Below are 17,904 nucleotides of genomic sequence, written 5' to 3' on the forward strand. Positions count from 1 at the left end.
CGAAAACTCGGTACACCTGATGCAACGCGTTATCGTTCTTCGCGGGCAAGCCTCGCTCCTACGGGATCGCCGTTAGCTCTGAGATTTATGTGAGGACACCGTTTTGCGCTCTACCGAAGTCGTGATCATTGGCGCTGGCGCCGCAGGGTTGATGTGTGCGCTGACCGCCGCCGGGCGCGGGCGCAAGGTGATGTTGCTTGACCATGCCAACAAGGCCGGCAAGAAAATCCTGATGTCGGGCGGTGGCCGCTGCAATTTCACCAACATGTACACCGAGCCGAGCAATTTCCTCTCGCAGAACGCACATTTCTGCAAATCTGCGTTGGCACGTTACACCCAGTGGGACTTCATCGCTCTGGTGGCCAAACACGGCGTGCCGTACCACGAGAAGAAACTCGGCCAGTTGTTCTGCGATAACAAATCCAGCGACATCCTCGACATGCTGCTCGACGAGTGCAATCAGGTTGGCGTCAGCCTGCACCTGGACACCTCGATCCAGACCATCGAGAAGCTCGAAAGCGGTTATCTGCTGGATACCACGCTGGACCAGATCACTTGCCAATCCCTGGTGATCGCCACTGGCGGCCTGTCGATTCCGACCCTCGGCGCCACCGGTTTCGGCTATCAGGTGGCCAAGCAGTTCGGCCACGACCTGCTGCCGACCCGCGCCGGTCTTGTACCGTTCACCATCACCGATCAGCTCAAGGAGCTGTGCACCGAGCTGTCCGGTACGTCGGTGGATTGCCTGGTGAGCTGCAACGACCAGAGTTTCCGCGAGAACATCCTGTTCACCCACCGCGGTCTCAGCGGCCCGGCGATTTTGCAGATTTCTTCGTTCTGGGAATCCGGCGACACGGTAGAGATCAACCTGATGCCGGATCACGACGTACCGAGCTGGCTGCAACAGCAGCAAGTCGAACGCCCGAACAGCGAGTTGAAAACCCTGCTCGGTGAGATCTTCACCAAGAAGATGGCCAACTTGCTGGCAGACAACTGGTTCGTCTCCAAACCGATGAAGCAATACACCCACGCAGAAATTGCAGACATCGCTGAAAAACTGGCGAGCTGGAAAGTCGTGCCGGCCGGCACCGAGGGCTACCGCACGGCCGAAGTGACCCTGGGTGGCGTCGACACGCGCGAAGTGTCATCCAAGACCATGGAGTCGCTGAAAAGCCCCGGCCTGTATTTCGTCGGTGAAGTGCTCGACGTCACCGGGCATCTGGGTGGTTTCAACTTCCAATGGGCCTGGGCCTCCGGTTACGCGGCGGCGCAATACGTCTGACCGATCGCGTTATCGTTCTTCGCGGGCAAGCCTCGCTCCTACAAGGGTCACCTAAATCCCTGTAGGAGCGAGGCTTGCCCGCGAAGACGTCCTGACAGGCAACACAGAACGAGGAAGGAACAGATTTTGCTGTCTGATGTGATCGGCGCCATTGCGTCGGCGTCATTAGTGGCTCAATTTAGCGTCATTGCCTCGGAAGGCCTTCGCACTTCATGTCATCGACCACATTTCGGCAGTCTCTGCGTCGCCTCTGGGCGCTGGATAAATTCAGTTACAGCGTTCGGGTATTCATCGCCCTGACCGGCACCATGGCGCTGTGTTGGTCTCAGGATCAAATGGGGCTGCTGATCCCGTTGTTCCTGGGGATCATCGCCAGCGCCCTGGCCGAAACCGACGACAGTTGGCAGGGCCGCCTCAACGCACTGGCCGTGACGCTGGTGTGTTTTATGGTCGCCGCCCTGTCCGTCGAACTGCTCTTCCCCTACCCCATCCTCTTTATCATCGCCTTTGCCCTGGCCAGCTTCTGCCTGACCATGCTCGGCGCGCTGGGCGAGCGTTATGGCGCGATTGCGTCAGCGACGCTGATTCTGTCGGTCTACACCATGATCGGCGTGGACCAGCGCGGCGGCGCAGTCACTGATTTCTGGCACGAGCCGGTACTGCTGGTGGCGGGTGCGGCGTGGTATGGCTTGCTCTCGGTGTTGTGGCAGGTGCTGTTTTCCAACCAGCCGGTGCAACAGAGCCTGGCGCGGTTGTTCCGTGAACTGGGTTATTACCTGAAACTGAAATCGTCGTTGTTCGAACCGATCCGGCAGTTGGACGTGGAAGCGCGCCGCCTGGAACTGGCCCAGCAGAACGGTCGGGTGGTGGCAGCCCTGAACGCCGCCAAGGAAATCATTCTGCACCGGGTCGGCGATGGCAGGCCGGGGGCGAAACTCAGCCGTTACCTGAAGCTGTACTTCCTCGCCCAGGACATCCACGAGCGCGCCAGCTCCTCGCACTACCCTTACAACGCGCTGGCCGAGGCGTTCTTCCACAGCGACGTACTGTTCCGCTGTCAGCGCCTGCTGCGCCAACAAGGCAAGGTGTGCCGCGCGCTGGCCGAATCGATCCAGATGCGCCAGCCGTTCATCTATGACGCCAGCTTCGCCGAAGCCCTGAGCGACCTGCACGCCTCCCTCGAACACCTGCGCATCCAGAGCAATCCGGCCTGGCGTGGTCTGTTGCGCTCGTTGCGGGCATTGGCCGCCAACCTCGGCACCCTCGACCGTTTGCTCAGCGACGCCAGCAACCCCGATGCGCTTGCAGACGCCACCGACAGCAGCCTGCTCGACCGTTCGCCACGCAGTCTCAAGGATGTGTGGATTCGCTTGCGCACGCAGCTGACGCCAACGTCCTTGCTATTCCGCCACGCCCTGCGCCTGCCCCTGGCATTGAGCATCGGCTACGCGATGGTGCATTTGATCCACCCCTCGCAAGGTTACTGGATCATCCTCACCACGTTGTTTGTCTGTCAGCCGAACTACGGCGCCACCCGCCGCAAACTGGGCCAACGGATCATCGGCACCGCCATCGGCCTGACAGTGGCCTGGGCGCTGTTCGATCTGTTCCCCAACCCGTTGATCCAGTCGAGCTTCGCCATCGTCGCCGGGGTGGTGTTCTTTACCAACCGCACCACCCGCTACACCCTGGCGACAGCCGCCATTACGATCATGGTGCTGTTCTGCTTCAACCAGGTGGGCGACGGTTACGGGCTGCTTCTGCCGCGACTGTTCGATACCTTGCTCGGCAGCCTGATCGCCGGCCTGGCGGTATTCCTGTTCCTGCCGGACTGGCAGGGCCGACGCCTGAACAAAGTGCTGGCCAATACCCTGACCTGCAACAGCATTTACCTGCGCCAGATCATGCAGCAATACGCCGCCGGTAAAAGCGACGACCTGGCTTACCGCCTGGCCCGACGTAACGCGCACAATGCCGACGCGGCGTTGTCGACGACACTGGCCAACATGCTGATGGAGCCGGGGCACTTCCGTAAGGAAGCCGATGTCGGGTTCCGATTCCTGGTGCTATCGCACACCCTGCTCAGCTATTTGTCGGGGCTTGGGGCACACCGTGAAACCCAACTGCCGTCGGATGTGCGCGAGCACCTGATCGACGGTGCGGGCGTGAGCGTGGCCGCCAGCCTCGACGACATTGCCCAGGGCCTGGCGAGCAAACAGCCGATTGCGATTCAGAGTGATGAGGAAGAAGCACTGGCCAATGCGCTTGAGCAGATGCCGGATGAAATCGATGAAGGCCAGCGGCTGGTACAGACACAACTGGCGTTGATCTGTCGGCAACTGGGGCCGTTGCGGACGTTGGCGGCGCATTTGATCAAGGACACTAACGAAGCCTGAAATGTGCAGCGACCGGGCTTGCCCGCGAAGGCTTCAGCTCGGACACTGCAGGCCTTTCAGATTACATCCCATGCTGCCTGAGCAACTTCTCATAACTCCCGTCAGCCTTCATCGCCGCAATCTCGCGATCGAAACCGGCGACGATCTGTTCATGCTCCGGGTTCTTCAGGCTCACCAGAATATGCAGACTGTTCTCGCTCAACGGCTTGGGCAGGAACTCCACGGCATTGCGCACTTTGGGTGATTCCCGCGCCAGGTAATACCGGGCGACGAACTCGTCTTCCAAAGTCAGCTTGACCCGATCGGCCGCGACCATGCGCACAGCCATGGCGAAATTATGCACCGGGACTTTCTGCAACGACACATCCTCATCAAATTCCTGCGAATAGGCATAACCGCGTACCACCGCTATCGGGTAGGTGTGCAGTTGTTGCAGGTTGTTGTATTCGATTGGCGTGTCTTTGCGCTTGAGAAAGCGCACGCGGTTGAGCAGGTACTCGCCGGAAAATTGCCCCAGCTTCGTGCGCTCGTCGGTGTACCAGGTGTTGACCAGTACGTCGTAACGTCCCTCGCCCACCCCAAACAAGGCCCGGGCCCACGGCACTTGTTCGAAATCGCTGGCGTAACCGGCCCGGGCCAGCGCGGTGCTGACGATGTCCGTGGCCACACCGCCATTGACCAGCGTGGCGTCGGTAAAGGGTGGCCAGGCATCGGCGACCAGACGCAGCTTTTCCGCAGCCTCGGCCTGTGTCAGCAACAGCAATCCGATCAAAGCAAACGCTCGATGAAACCGCGGCATGCCAGAAATCCTTAGCGGGCGGGCTGCCCGACGTGTTTTTCAGCCAAAACTCCAAGATTCCTCTACCGGCGAACCCAGGTCCTAACATTAGCTCATTGAGGCCATTGCACAGCGCTTCATCGCAGATTACACAAAGAAGACAACTTCGCGAGAAATGAATGATGGCATTTTGGTCTTTATCACAGATTCCCTGCGATAAAGACATCCCGCCTCAGGGCGCTTAGTATCGGAACAACGTTGTTCAAGGAATGTGAAGATGACAATCGATTGGGTCTGCAAACACCACAGCGATCTGGGTAAAGAGCAGCTGTATGCCATTTTGCAACTGCGCGCCGAAGTGTTTGTCGTCGAGCAGAAATGCGCTTATCAAGACATCGATGGCCAGGACCTGGAAGGTGACACTTGCCATTTGATGGGCTGGGACGGGGATCGGCTGGTGGCCTACCTGCGATTGCTCGACCCGCAATTGCAGGGCGGCGACGTGGTGATTGGCCGGGTGATCATTGCACCCCAGGCACGCGGTGCCGGGCTTGGGCATGAGTTGATGAGCCAGGCGTTGAAACAGGCCGAGAAGCACTGGCCCGAGGTGCCGATCTACCTCTCGGCCCAGGCGCATTTGCAGGGGTACTACGGGCGGTACGGGTTTGTGGTGGTGGGTGAGGAATACCTCGAGGATCAGATTCCGCATATCGGGATGCGCCGTTCCTGAGGCCCCTATGAGCGTTCCCACGCTCTGCGTGGGAATGATCGGGGTCGGGAATTCAGGGGTATTCAAGCACCGCTTTGATCTGCCGCAGATTACGCTCGATCCACCCCCGATCAATCGCCCCCCACTCGCGAATCCGATAGCGCCCCGCGTGGTTACGTGCGCCTTCTTCCTGCTCGAATTCACAAACGATATCCAGATCCGCCAACGCCGCGATGGTGTCCTGAGCCGTGCGTCGGGGCATGCCGGTCACCTCGGTCAATGCAGGGACGTTACTGGCCAGCCCACTGTCGATCAGGTACGCCACGTACAATCGGCGGTAGAAGCTGCTCTTGGTCTTGCTCACGTCCATCCATGCGCTCCCGATTAATTAGCAGATTTGTTCAGTGCATATCCCGCCACGTCAGGTATACCCGCAAATCGAACTCCACCTGGTGATACCCCGGCAACATGTGCTCGCACAGCTTGTAGAACGCCTTGTTGTGATCCGACTCTTTGAAGTGCGCCAGCTCATGCACCACGATCATCTTCAGAAACTGCGGCGCCGCGTCCTTGAACAGCGAGGCGATGCGAATTTCTTTCTTGGCCTTGAGCTTGCCACCCTGCACCCGTGAGATCGCGGTGTGCAGACCGAGCGCGCGGTGGGTCAGGTCCAGACGGTTGTCGAACAACACCTTGTCGATGGCCGGGGCGTTACGCAGGTATTCCTGCTTGAGGTCCAGGGCATAGGCGTACAGCGCCTTGTCGCTCTGCACCCCGTGTTTTTCTGGATAGCGCTGGCTCAGGTAATCGCCCAGCCGACCTTCGGCGATCAGTTTGCGCACCTGGTCCTGCAACGCGGCAGGATAAGCCTGGAGGTATTTCAACACAGTCATTGGAGCGGCAACACGCATCACGAAAAGGTTGCCAGTGTAGCGAATTCAACTCGTCAGCGCGCCCCAGTCGAACGGCTCGACAAAGTGACCGGTATCCTCGGCCATCAACGGCCGCGCCACCAGGAAACCCTGCACATACTGGCAACCGTTGGCTTGCAGCCACTCATACTGCGCCACCGTTTCAACCCCTTCGGCGATCACCAGCAGCCCTAACCGGTTGCACAAATCGATGACACTGCGTGCCAGCGCCGCATCCCGTTCGGACCCTGGCAACCGGGCGATCAAATGCCGGTCGAGCTTGAGCGTGTCCAGTTCCAGGTCGCGCAAATGCGCCAGCGAACAAGCCCCGGAGCCGAAGTCATCCAGCGCCACCCGTACCCCCAGATTGCGCAGCAAACGCAGTTGTTTGCGGGTCTCGTCGGGGTTAGACATCAAGGCCTCTTCCGTGACCTCGACTTCCAGCTGCTGCGGCTTCAGGCCATGGCGCTCCAGCACCTGACGCAGCTCGGTGACCAGGTTGGGCAACCCGAATTGGGTGCTACTCAAGCTGACGCCCAGCACCAGATCTTCGGCAAACAAGGTTTCCCAGGCTTTGCGCTGTTTGGCCCCGCGATGATAAATCCAGCTACCCAGGCGACTGATCAACCGCGCCTCTTCCAGCAACGGCAAAAACAGCCCCGGCGGTACATCGCCGACACTCGGATGCTGCCAGCGCAACAACGCTTCGAACCCGCGGATCTGCCCATCGGCAATCGCCACCTGGGGCTGATACACCAGGTTGAAATCGCGGTTCTCGATGGCCGTGCGCACGCTCTCTTCAAGCATCAGCCGCGAGCGTGCCCGGCCGTTCATTTCGTGATCGTAGAAGCGATATTGCTGACGCCCGGCGCGCTTGGCTTCGTACATGGCAATGTCGGAGGCGCGCATCAGCCCGTCCAGATTAGACCCGCAATCGGGATAAGTGGCGATGCCGATGCTGGCACCCAAGGCGATGTCCATGCCTTCGATCTGCTGACAGATCGACACCCGCTCGATGAGCTTCTCGGCAATCTTTGCCGCCTGCTCGGGGAGCTCAAGATCCAGCAACGCAGTGAACTCATCGCCCCCCATCCGCGCCAGAATATCGAAGGGCCGCAGGCACGCCTTCAACTGCTCGGACACCCAACGCAGCACCCGGTCGCCGGCATCGTGGCCGAGGGAATCATTGACCCGCTTGAAGCCGTCGAGGTCCAGGTACAACAGCACCCAAGTGCTGTCGGAACGTTCGCCGCGCAGCAGCAGGTTTTCAACGGTCTGGTAGAAACCCCGGCGATTGAGCAGCCCGGTCAGCGGGTCGGTCACCGCCTGGAACTCCAACTGCTGATGCAGATGGCGCACCACCGACATGTCCAGCACCGTCACCACCATCGCATGTTGTTCGGCGGGCAAAGGCGCGCAAGACAACGCCACCGGCACTTGCTGGCCGGGCGCGGTACGCAGCAGCGCATCGTGCAAGCGCAGGGTTTCACCGCGTTTGTAACCGGCAAACAACTCGGAATCGGCCCAGATCGGAATGTGCGGTTTTTGCAGGAAATCCAGAAACTCCTTGCCTTGCAGGTCGTTCACCGTGGCATTGAGCAAGCGAGACATCGCCGGGTTGGCGAAGCGAATCAGCCCGTCCTCACTCACCACCAAAATGCCTTCGGCGGCGTTATCCAGCACCGAGGCATTGAAGGCCCGGGCGACTTCCAGATCATGGCTCAACCGCTGCAAGGCACGGCGATTACGCTGGTGCTCGAGCAACGCCTGGACTTTGGGCTTGAGAATTTGCGGATCGAACGGCTTGAACAGGTAATCCACCGCGCCACTGGCGTAGCCCTTGATCACGGCGTCCTGGGACTGTTCGTTGGCGGTAAGAAAAATGATTGGCGTAAGACGGGTTCGCTGGCTGCCGCGCATCAAGCGCGCCACTTCAAAACCGTCCATGCCCGGCATCTGCACATCCAGCAGCACCAGGTCGACATCGTGTTCGAGTAACAGGCCAAGGGCTTCAAAACCGGAAGCCGCGGTCATGACCTGCCAATCCTGGCGCTGTAACAACGCGCGCATGCTAATCAGGTTTTCAGGGTAATCATCAACAATTAACAGGATTGAGTTGCCTTCAGCTGGCTTAGATTGTGCGCATTCCATGCTGCATCTCTTTTTCGGGGCCTCAGGCCGGCCTTTTGTTAAAACCGGTCACCTATTGCGACTTCACTCTAGACCCGGATCCCTTAAAGCAGAAGCCGCTCGTATCCCATCACTTCGGTAAAGTTTCATATAGCCGACTAACGGTCAGCCCTGCAGGCCTTATAAACCGGGAAGGATGGCATTTCGACAGGTTGTTGACGCCAATCATCTGCCAGAAGGGCATTAACAAAGAGGCCTTCTACGCTTATAAAGACCCACCCGAAGGCGCGAGCTAGAGCTTCTGGCACGCACGTGCAGTAAAAAAGTGGAAGCTTGAATTATGATCGATCTCGCAACCTGGAACCTCAGTGTTCCCGTCGGCAGCCCGCCGTACACTGTCGAAACCACCAAGCTGGTGGACGGCTTCAAGGATCAATACTTCCACTCCGACACCGGTACCTTGTTTTTCTGGTCCCCGGTCACCGGTTCCAAAACCGAAAATGCGATCTACCCGCGCACCGAACTGCGCGAAACCTACAGCAACGGCACGCTGAAAAACTGGTACTACCCTGACGCGGACAACACCCTGCGTGCCACCCTCTCGGTCAGCCAGGTGCCCAGTTCGGGCAAGATCGTCATTGGTCAGATTCACGCCTATAAGAGCCAGAAGCCCTTGGTGAAGGTCGAGTATCAATACAAAACCTCCACCTCGACCGGCAACATCGTCGCCAAAGTCCGCATGCACCCCGACGACGACACCGCCCGGGTCATCACCATCGCCACCGGCGTGAAACTCAATCAGGAATTCTCCTACCTCATCCACCTCAGCCCAGGCGGTGCATTGGGCATCAGTGCGGCGGGGTACCAATGGGACACCGACATCAGCACGATGTGGCGTGATAAGCCGCTGTATTTCAAGGCCGGGGTTTATGTGCAGGACAACACCGGGTACACCACTGAAGGCGGGGAAGTGACGTTCAGCCATCTGGATATCGATCACAATACGTAATCCCTGAAAGACCGCAGGAATCCACCCTTTGTGGCGAGGGAGCTTGCTCCCGCTGGGCTGCGCAGCAGACCCTCTTTTTGGGGGCCGCTTCGCGGCCCAGCGGGAGCAAGCTCCCTCGCCACAGGTTCTTTATGTCCAACTCCATCTCTTCACTGACCGGCATCAGCCCCACTTAAACGCCCACGTTTAAAGACACTCAGCGTTACTTCATGAGGCCTACAACGGCTTGCGTCACCGCCTACGGGTACGCCAGAATCCGCCGACTTGTGCGCCTGGGAGGCCATCGGTAACTTGATTCGTGTCACTGATTCGCAGTGATCGGGTTTAGTAGCCCGTGGTTTCGAGCTTGGTGCACAAGCATCTGTCAGTCAGGGATTTCGATTCCTGCGCTTGATGGTAACTGTGCGCAGGGCACCTTCGGGTGCGCCGGCTTGCTCGAAACCCCGGTCTACTAACCTGCGTACAGTTGCCTCCACTTTGATTAGTAGCCAGAGAGGGGCACTCCAATCAGGTTTCGAGCAAATGACTAAATCAACGCCGCATCCGCCGGTCACAGACCCGGCCTCCCCCTACGTATCCCCCGATTCAAAAAAACTCCACGAAGCCGCCGAACGAGCCCTCGACCACTACCTCAACCCGGCCGCCAAAATCATGGCCTCCACCCACGAACCCGAGCCCATGTACCTCGCCAACCCGAAGTACAACACCGAAGCCCTGCTGGCCAACGCCAGCGAAACACTCGGCTCGGCCACCCTCATGCTCAATAATTTCGCCGCGCTGCTGGAAACCTCACATCGCAAGACCCTGCTGGGCATTGCCCAAGTGGTCATGCTCGGTGAACTGGCGGTGAATCAGGCGCTGGATCACGTCGAACCGAAGGAGTAATCGCGGCTCGGTTGGTGCAAGGCGAGCAAACTTTCTTCCAATAAAAAACCCGCCTCTCGGCGGGTTTCTTATCAACGCAGCTTAACGCTCAGGCTCAGTTAACCTTAGCGTTCAACTCGCCTTTCAGGTAACGCTGGAACATCGCTTCCAACGAAATCGGCTTGATCTTCGAAGCATTACCGGCAGTACCAAACTGCTCATAACGCGCAATACACACGTCACGCATCGCAGTAACAGTCGCGCCGAAGAACTTACGCGGATCGAACTCGCTCGGGTTGGTGGCCATCAGGCGACGCATCGCACCGGTGGACGCCAAACGCAGGTCAGTATCGATGTTGACCTTGCGCACGCCGTGCTTGATGCCTTCGACGATTTCTTCAACCGGTACGCCGTAGGTTTCTTTGATGTCGCCGCCGTACTGGTTGATGATCGCCAGCCACTCTTGCGGAACCGAAGACGAACCGTGCATCACCAGGTGGGTGTTCGGGATGCGTTTGTGGATTTCCTTGATGCGGTCGATGGCCAGCACGTCGCCGGTAGGTGGCTTGGTGAACTTGTAGGCGCCGTGGCTGGTGCCGATGGCGATGGCCAGGGCGTCGACCTGGGTCTTCTTGACGAAGTCCGCGGCTTCTTCCGGGTCGGTCAGCATTTGGCTGTGATCCAGAACGCCTTCGGCGCCGATGCCGTCTTCTTCACCGGCCATGCCGGTTTCCAGCGAACCCAGGCAGCCCAGCTCGCCTTCCACCGAGACGCCGCAGGCGTGAGCCATGGCCACGGTTTGTTGGGTAACGCGAACGTTGTAGTCGTAGTCGGTCGGGGTCTTGCCGTCTTCGCCCAGGGAACCGTCCATCATCACCGAGCTGAAGCCCAGTTGAATGGAACGCTGGCAGACGTCAGGGCTGGTGCCGTGGTCCTGGTGCATGCACACCGGGATGTGCGGGAACTCTTCGATGGCCGCCAGGATCAGGTGACGCAGGAACGGGGCGCCAGCGTATTTGCGAGCACCGGCCGAAGCCTGGACGATCACCGGGGAGTCAGTCTTGTCAGCGGCTTCCATAATGGCGCGCATCTGCTCAAGGTTGTTGACGTTGAAGGCTGGAACGCCGTAGCCGAACTCGGCTGCGTGGTCCAGCATCTGGCGCATGCTGATAAGTGCCATTGTGTGTGTCTCTCCCGGTTGAGGGTCGTTAATCGTGCCAGCCTGCCGTAGCGGCGGCGGCTATTCAAGTTATTGCAGATCGGGGGTTGGCCCGGGCTGCGAATTCGGTACAACAAAAACCTGTGCGTAACGAAGAACCTGTGGCGAGCGAGCTTGCTCGCGTTCGGCTGCGAAGCAGTCGTAAACCCGTCGACTCGGTCCTTCTGAAACACCAAATCGACTGGCTTTGGGACCGCTTCGCGCTCCAGCGGGAGCAAGCTCCCTCGACACAACAATAGTCCTGCGATCGGCGTTGTTACTGCGCTTTACAACCGCGGCCGATCAAATCATTGGTGGCGACCCAGTACACCAGGCCTTCCTCACCTTTTACGTGAAACGCCAGCATGTCGTTGCTGTACAGCGAACCTTCGGCACCCGGTTCAAGCTTCAGGCGGTAGACCTGGTCGGCGCCGCCCAAACGAACATCGACTTCCTTGCGGCTCACATCAGTGTAGCGCCAGAGCACTTTGGCCTGGCTGTCGCAGGTCCAGGTGGTCCAGTTGTCCGTTGATTCGGCAGGCTTGAACAGGTCGAAATTCGAACAACCTGCCAGCAATACCAGCGCCGAAACGGCGATAAAACCTTTCATCCATGTTCCTCGACTGACGGCGCATGCCGCCAGCCCTGAGTAAAGAGTCAGACCCGTCAAGGGCAGCCATGTTCCTTGGTCGGGGTCTGCGTCTCGTATTTGTCCAGGCCATCGGGCCCGGACCGCTTGTTGATCACCGGGTTGGTTTCCGCTTGCCAGTCAGCCTGGTAGCAGCCTTTATCCGACGCGGATGGCGCGGGCTCCGGCGTGGCTTTCGGGTTACTCCCGCAAGCCGCCAGCATACCCGCGGCGATCAACAGCATTAATGTCCTGACCATCTGAACACTCCTTTGCCTGGTCAAATGAGCGGCCTCAGGCCTTGGCCCGGCTTTCCAGGACTTCAACGGCCGGCAGCACTTTGCCTTCGACGAATTCGAGGAACGCGCCGCCGCCGGTAGAAATGTAGGAGATTTGCTCGGCAACGCCATATTTATCGATGGCCGCCAGGGTGTCGCCACCGCCGGCAATGGAGAATGCCGAGCTTTCCGCGATGGCCTGGGCCAGCACTTTGGTGCCGTTACCGAACTGGTCGAATTCGAACACGCCCACCGGGCCGTTCCACAGGATGGTCTTGGACGACTTCAGCAGCTCGGCGAAATTCGCCGCGGTCTGTGGGCCGATGTCCAGGATCATGTCGTCTGCAGCCACGTCGGCGATCAGCTTGACAGTCGCCGTCGCGCTTTCAGCGAACTCCTTGGCGACCACCACGTCCACCGGCAATGGCACGCTGACTTTCGCCGCGATTTCACGGGCAGTGTCCAGCAGGTCCGGCTCGTACAGCGATTTGCCAACCGGGTGACCGGCAGCGGCCAGGAAGGTGTTGGCGATGCCGCCACCAACGATCAGCTGGTTGCAGATCTGGCTCAGGCTGTTGAGCACGTCGAGTTTGGTCGACACTTTGGAGCCGGCAACAATGGCGGCCATTGGCTGGGCCGGGGAGCCCAGGGCCTTGCCCAGTGCGTCCAGTTCGGCGGCGAGCAACGGGCCAGCAGCGGCGACTTTGGCGAATTTGGCCACGCCATGGGTCGAGCCCTCGGCGCGATGAGCGGTGCCGAAAGCGTCCATTACGAACACGTCGCACAGAGCGGCGTATTGTTTGGCCAGTTCGTCGGCGTTCTTTTTCTCGCCCTTGTTGAAGCGCACGTTTTCGAACAACACGATGTCGCCGGCTTTCACGTCGACGCCGCCCAGGTAATCGGACACCAGCGGCACTTCACGGCCCAGGGCCTTGCTCAGGTAGTCAGCCACTGGCTTGAGGCTGTTCTCGGCCGAGAACTCGCCTTCGGTCGGACGGCCAAGGTGCGAGCAGACCATCACTGCCGCGCCTTTTTCCAGGGCCAGCTTGATGGTCGGCAGCGAAGCCAGGATACGCGCATCGCTGGTGACAACACCGTCCTTGACTGGGACGTTGAGGTCTTCGCGGATCAGTACGCGCTTACCTTGCAGATCGAGGTCGGTCATCTTCAACACGGTCATGGGTCGCAATTCCTGGGTTACTGTTTTTGAAAGACAGATTGTGGAGTAGTAGCGGCTTGCAAATAGTGCTCTGCAACGTCCAGCATTCGATTGGCAAAACCCCATTCGTTGTCGAACCAGGCCAGGATGTTCACCAGCCGTGGGCCGGAAACGCGGGTCTGACTGGCATCGACAATGGCCGAATGGGGGTCATGATTGAAATCACAACTGGCGTGAGGCAACTCGGTGTAGGCCAGAAGGCCTTTGAGCGGGCCATGGGTGGCGGCCTCGCGCAGAATCCGGTTGACCTCGGTGGCGTCGGTATCGCTTACGGTCTGCATCGTAATATCGAGGCAGGACACGTTAACCGTCGGCACCCGCACGGCTTTGGCCTGAATTCGTCCGGCAAGTTCCGGCAGCAAGCGTTCAATGCCTCGCGCCAGACCAGTGGACACCGGAATCACCGACTGGAACGCCGAACGGGTGCGGCGCAGGTCTTCGTGGTGATAGGCGTCGATCACCGGCTGATCGTTCATCGCCGAGTGGATGGTGGTGATCGACACGTACTCCAGACCAATGGCCTGATCCAGCAGGCGCAACAGCGGCACGCCGCAGTTGGTGGTGCAGGACGCGTTGGACACCAGCAGCTCGTCACCGGTCAGGCAATCCTGGTTCACGCCGTAGACGATGGTGGCGTCGACATCCGCCTCGCTGGCCATCGGCTGGGAAAACAGCACCCGTGGCGCACCGGCGTCGAGAAAACGCTGGCCATCCTGACGGGTGTGATAAGCGCCGGAGCACTCCAGCACCAGATCAACGCCCAACGACGCCCAATCGATGCCTTCGGGGGTGGCACTGCGCAGGACCTTCACGCAGTCGCCCTTAATATGCAGACAATCGCCCTCAACCCTCACTTCACCGGGAAACCGCCCGTGAGTGGAGTCGAAGCGTGTCAGGTATTCGATGCTGGCCATATCGGCCAGATCGTTGATCGCGACAATTTCAAACCCAGCCGTCGAGCCTCGCTCAAACAACGCACGCAAGACGCAACGACCAATTCGGCCGTAGCCGTTGAGTGCAACTTTGTAAGGACGCGGTTGAGGCATGGGGTTCTCGATAGTCGCGGCAGACGAATTCTTGCTAACAACACAAATCCCTGTAGGAGCTGGTAGGAGCTGTCGAGTGAAACGAGGCTGCGATCTTTTAAGATCAAAAGATCGCAGCCAGCGGCAGCTCCTACACAGGGAACGCGGTGGCCATAAAACCACCGCGGCGTGCCTTAGTCTTCCAGCAGCTCTTCAGCCTGACCCAGGATGTTTTCCAGGGTGAAGCCGAACTCTTCGAACAAGGCCGGCGCAGGCGCCGACTCGCCGTAGGTGGTCATGCCGATCACGCGACCTTCCAGGCCCACGTACTTGTACCAGTAGTCCGCGTGGGCGGCTTCGATGGCGATACGCGCGCTGACCTGCAATGGCAGAACCGATTGCTTGTAGCCGGCGTCCTGGGCTTCGAAGACGCTGGTGCATGGCATCGACACCACACGAACCTTGCGGCCTTGCTCGGTCAGTTTGTCGAATGCTTGAACGGCCAGACCGACTTCCGAACCGGTGGCGATCAGGATCAGCTCAGGCTCGCCTGCGCAGTCCTTCAACACGTAACCGCCACGGGCGATCTCTTCGATCTGGATCGCATTGCGGGTTTGGTGCTGCAGGTTCTGACGGGAGAAGATCAGCGCCGAAGGACCGTCGTCACGCTCCAGGGCGAACTTCCAGGCCACCGCCGATTCAACGGCATCGGCCGGACGCCAGGTGTCGAGGTTCGGTGTGCAGCGCAGGCTGGCCAGTTGCTCGATCGGCTGGTGAGTCGGGCCGTCTTCGCCCAGACCGATGGAGTCGTGGGTGAACACGTAGACGATGCGTTTCTTCATCAGCGCCGACATGCGCACTGCGTTGCGGGCGTATTCCATGAACATCAGGAAGGTCGCGCCGTAAGGCACCAGGCCGCCGTGCAGGGCCACGCCGTTCATGATCGCGCTCATGCCGAACTCGCGAACGCCGTAGTACATGTAGTTGCCGCTGGCGTCTTCGGCGGTGACGCCTTTGCAACCTTTCCACAGGGTCAGGTTGGAGCCGGCCAGGTCAGCCGAACCACCGAGCAGTTCAGGCAGCAGCGGGCCGAAGGCGTTCAGGGCGTTCTGGCTGGCTTTACGGCTGGCGATGGATTCGCCTTTGGCCGCGACTTCAGCGATGTAGGCCTGGGCCTTCTCGGCGAAATCGGTCGGCAGGTCGCCGCTCAGGCGACGAACCAGTTCATTGGCCAGCTCAGGGAAGGCGGCGGAGTACGCAGCGAAACGCTGATCCCACTCGGCTTCGGCAGCGCGACCGGCTTCCTTGGCGTCCCACTCGGCATAGATATCAGCCGGGATTTCGAACGGGCCGTAGTTCCACTTCAGCGCTTCACGGGTCAGGGCGATTTCCGCGTCACCCAACGGGGCGCCGTGGCAATCTTCCTTGCCTTGCTTGTTCGGCGAACCGAAGCCGATGGTGGTCTTGCAGCAGATCAGCGTCGGTTGTGCGCTTTTGCGCGCGGTTTCGATCGCGATCTTGATTTCTTCCGGATCGTGACCGTCGACATTGCGGATCACTTGCCAGTTGTAGGATTCGAAACGCTTCGGCGTGTCGTCGGTGAACCAGCCTTCGACTTCACCGTCGATGGAGATGCCATTGTCATCGTAGAAGGCGATCAGTTTGCCCAGGCCCAGCGTACCGGCCAGGGAACTGACTTCGTGGGAAATGCCTTCCATCATGCAGCCATCACCCAGGAATACGTAGGTGTGGTGATCGACGACGTTATGGCCAGGACGGTTGAACTGCGCCGCCAGGACTTTTTCCGCCAGGGCGAAACCGACCGCGTTGGCCAGGCCTTGGCCCAGTGGACCGGTGGTGGTTTCAACGCCCGGGGTGTAGCCATATTCCGGGTGACCCGGGGTACGGCTGTGCAGCTGGCGGAAGTTTTTCAGGTCATCGATCGACAGGTCGTAGCCGGTCAGGTGCAGCAGCGAGTAGATCAACATCGAGCCGTGACCGTTGGACAGCACGAAGCGGTCACGGTCGGCGAACGATGGATTGCTCGGGTTGTGCTTCAGGTAGTCACGCCAAAGTACTTCGGCGATATCCGCCATACCCATAGGGGCACCGGGATGGCCGCTGTTGGCTTTTTGCACGGCATCCATGCTGAGGGCACGAATGGCGTTGGCGCGCTCACGACGGCTGGGCATCGCTGATCTCCTGCGGATATTGAATCGAGAGTGAATAAAACGAAACGGAAAAAAGGCGAGCATTTTCCCTCACCGACCCGCCTCGGGGCAATGACAGATAGTCATCCGAAGGCGTTTTTCCAATGGATAACGGCGTATTCGACTGATGAAACCTTTCCGCTGTTGGGTTGTGGACTGAAACTAACGTTAAGAAGTGCCATCTATCGACCAATATCAAAACTTTTTGATATTGCTCTTGCGGTGTTTTCTTACCGTCACTAGACTGCTGGCCTTATGAATCTGCGCGTGCCTTCCATTCAACATGACGATTGCGATGAGCTGGCGGCCCTGTGCAAGGCCGGCGGCGATCCTCTGCGGCTGAATGTATTGCGCGCGCTGGCCAACGATTCGTTCGGCGTACTGGAACTGGCGCAGATCTTCGGCATCGGTCAGTCCGGCATGAGTCATCACCTCAAGGTATTGGCCCAGGCCGAACTGGTGGCGACCCGCCGTGAAGGCAATGCGATTTTCTACCGTCGTGCCCTGCCCCACACCGACCTATTGGGCGGCAAGCTGCATGCCGCGCTGCTCGAAGAAGTGGATAACCTGACCCTGCCGACTGACGTCCAGGCGCGGATCGGTCAGGTCCACGGGCAACGTGAGGCGGCTAGCCAGGACTTTTTCTCGCGGGTCGCGGAGAAGTTTCGCGCCCAGCAAGACTTGATCGCCGGCCTGCCGCAATACCGCGAAAGCGTGGTGGCCCTGCTCGACAAGCTGAGTTTCGGCCCCGGCGCCACGGCCATCGAAGTAGGCCCCGGCGATGGTGCCTTTCTGCCGGAGCTGGCGCGTCGCTTCACTCAGGTCACGGCGCTGGACAACAGCCCGGCGATGCTCGAACTGGCCCGCCAGGTCTGCGAACGTGAAACGCTGGCTAACGTCAGCCTGCAATTGGCCGATGCATTGAACGGTGTAAACCTTCAGGCCGACTGCGTTGTATTGAACATGGTGCTGCACCATTTTGCCGCGCCGGCCGAAGCGCTCAAGCACATGGCCGGTTTGCTGCAACCAGGCGGTAGCCTGTTAGTGACAGAGTTATGTAGCCACAACCAGAGTTGGGCCAGGGAGGCCTGCGGTGATCTCTGGTTGGGGTTTGAACAGGACGATCTGGCCCGTTGGGCCACCGCTGCGGGACTCGTTCCCGGGGAAAGCCTCTATGTAGGCTTACGTAATGGTTTCCAGATACAGGTCCGCCATTTTCAGCGACCGGCTGGCGACACTCACCATCGGTAAATTCAGGAAAAAATCG

17 protein-coding genes are annotated in these 17,904 nt (G+C 59.5%); 7 read left to right on the forward strand and 10 right to left on the reverse strand.

Translation table 11 applies throughout. From position 1 onward, the window contains the following. The first annotated feature begins 103 nt into the window (after positions 1-103). Together LOY28_RS27460 and yccS are read left to right on the forward strand one after the other, a co-directional pair. Positions 104-1,282: an NAD(P)/FAD-dependent oxidoreductase gene (locus tag LOY28_RS27460; RefSeq protein ID WP_258612775.1), complete on the forward strand. Its 1,179-nt coding sequence runs from the start codon at positions 104-106 to the stop codon at positions 1,280-1,282. A gap of 212 nt (positions 1,283-1,494) precedes the next feature. Beyond that, positions 1,495-3,678 carry a YccS family putative transporter gene (yccS, locus tag LOY28_RS27465; RefSeq protein WP_086944428.1) on the forward strand — a complete coding sequence of 728 codons (2,184 nt, stop codon included), beginning with the start codon at positions 1,495-1,497 and terminating at the stop codon, positions 3,676-3,678. 61 nt (positions 3,679-3,739) lie between these two features. On the opposite strand, the gene LOY28_RS27470 is transcribed toward yccS, so the two are convergent. Next, positions 3,740-4,477, reverse strand: a complete 738-nt coding sequence (locus LOY28_RS27470) for an ABC transporter substrate-binding protein (RefSeq protein ID WP_018928760.1) — start codon at positions 4,475-4,477, stop codon at positions 3,740-3,742. A 256-nt stretch (positions 4,478-4,733) separates the two neighbouring features. Here LOY28_RS27470 and LOY28_RS27475 point away from each other — a divergent pair, with 256 nt between their 5' ends. Further along, positions 4,734-5,186, forward strand: a complete 453-nt coding sequence (locus tag LOY28_RS27475; RefSeq protein WP_086944427.1) for a GNAT family N-acetyltransferase — start codon at positions 4,734-4,736, stop codon at positions 5,184-5,186. Between the two features lie 52 nt (positions 5,187-5,238). On the opposite strand, the gene LOY28_RS27480 is transcribed toward LOY28_RS27475, so the two are convergent. Genes LOY28_RS27480 through LOY28_RS27490 form a run of 3 tightly spaced genes read right to left on the reverse strand, consistent with a single transcriptional unit; the run spans position 5,239 to position 8,227 of the window. Next, positions 5,239-5,535 (reverse strand): helix-turn-helix domain-containing protein, encoded by a 297-nt coding sequence (locus LOY28_RS27480; protein WP_007937940.1) that lies wholly within the window; start codon positions 5,533-5,535, stop codon positions 5,239-5,241. A gap of 31 nt (positions 5,536-5,566) precedes the next feature. Next, positions 5,567-6,058 carry a M48 family metallopeptidase gene (locus LOY28_RS27485; protein ID WP_258612776.1) on the reverse strand — a complete coding sequence of 164 codons (492 nt, stop codon included), beginning with the start codon at positions 6,056-6,058 and terminating at the stop codon, positions 5,567-5,569. Between the two features lie 45 nt (positions 6,059-6,103). Then, positions 6,104-8,227 carry a bifunctional diguanylate cyclase/phosphodiesterase gene (locus LOY28_RS27490; protein ID WP_018928758.1) on the reverse strand — a complete coding sequence of 708 codons (2,124 nt, stop codon included), beginning with the start codon at positions 8,225-8,227 and terminating at the stop codon, positions 6,104-6,106. A gap of 319 nt (positions 8,228-8,546) precedes the next feature. Here LOY28_RS27490 and LOY28_RS27495 point away from each other — a divergent pair, with 319 nt between their 5' ends. Together LOY28_RS27495 and LOY28_RS27500 are read left to right on the forward strand one after the other, a co-directional pair. Next, on the forward strand, positions 8,547-9,215 hold the full coding sequence (locus tag LOY28_RS27495; RefSeq protein WP_018928757.1) for a polysaccharide lyase family 7 protein: 669 nt from the start codon (positions 8,547-8,549) through the stop codon (positions 9,213-9,215). Between the two features lie 522 nt (positions 9,216-9,737). Then, positions 9,738-10,100: a DUF6124 family protein gene (locus tag LOY28_RS27500; protein ID WP_258612777.1), complete on the forward strand. Its 363-nt coding sequence runs from the start codon at positions 9,738-9,740 to the stop codon at positions 10,098-10,100. Between the two features lie 94 nt (positions 10,101-10,194). On the opposite strand, the gene fba is transcribed toward LOY28_RS27500, so the two are convergent. The 6 genes from fba to tkt form a co-directional block, all read right to left on the reverse strand. Next, complete coding sequence (fba, locus tag LOY28_RS27505) at positions 10,195-11,259, reverse strand: class II fructose-bisphosphate aldolase (RefSeq protein ID WP_064620888.1); 1,065 nt, start codon at positions 11,257-11,259, stop codon at positions 10,195-10,197. Positions 11,260-11,554: 295 nt separating this feature from the next. Then, positions 11,555-11,887, reverse strand: a complete 333-nt coding sequence (locus LOY28_RS27510; protein ID WP_258612778.1) for an MliC family protein — start codon at positions 11,885-11,887, stop codon at positions 11,555-11,557. Positions 11,888-11,943: 56 nt separating this feature from the next. Then, positions 11,944-12,165, reverse strand: a complete 222-nt coding sequence (locus tag LOY28_RS27515; protein ID WP_064620894.1) for a hypothetical protein — start codon at positions 12,163-12,165, stop codon at positions 11,944-11,946. 34 nt (positions 12,166-12,199) lie between these two features. After that, a complete protein-coding gene (locus LOY28_RS27520) occupies positions 12,200-13,363 on the reverse strand; it encodes a phosphoglycerate kinase (protein WP_007937921.1) in 1,164 nt (387 codons plus the stop codon). Positions 13,364-13,380: 17 nt separating this feature from the next. Then, complete coding sequence (epd, locus tag LOY28_RS27525; RefSeq protein WP_064620897.1) at positions 13,381-14,448, reverse strand: erythrose-4-phosphate dehydrogenase; 1,068 nt, start codon at positions 14,446-14,448, stop codon at positions 13,381-13,383. A 173-nt stretch (positions 14,449-14,621) separates the two neighbouring features. After that, complete coding sequence (tkt, locus tag LOY28_RS27530) at positions 14,622-16,619, reverse strand: transketolase (protein WP_018928751.1); 1,998 nt, start codon at positions 16,617-16,619, stop codon at positions 14,622-14,624. A 30-nt stretch (positions 16,620-16,649) separates the two neighbouring features. Here tkt and LOY28_RS27535 point away from each other — a divergent pair, with 30 nt between their 5' ends. Then, a complete protein-coding gene (locus tag LOY28_RS27535) occupies positions 16,650-16,880 on the forward strand; it encodes a hypothetical protein (protein ID WP_258612779.1) in 231 nt (76 codons plus the stop codon). A 12-nt stretch (positions 16,881-16,892) separates the two neighbouring features. Beyond that, complete coding sequence (locus tag LOY28_RS27540) at positions 16,893-17,888, forward strand: metalloregulator ArsR/SmtB family transcription factor (RefSeq protein WP_064620901.1); 996 nt, start codon at positions 16,893-16,895, stop codon at positions 17,886-17,888. The last annotated feature ends 16 nt before the right edge of the window (positions 17,889-17,904 follow it).

Source organism: Pseudomonas sp. B21-017, from assembly GCF_024749245.1.
Lineage (GTDB): Bacteria > Pseudomonadota > Gammaproteobacteria > Pseudomonadales > Pseudomonadaceae > Aquipseudomonas.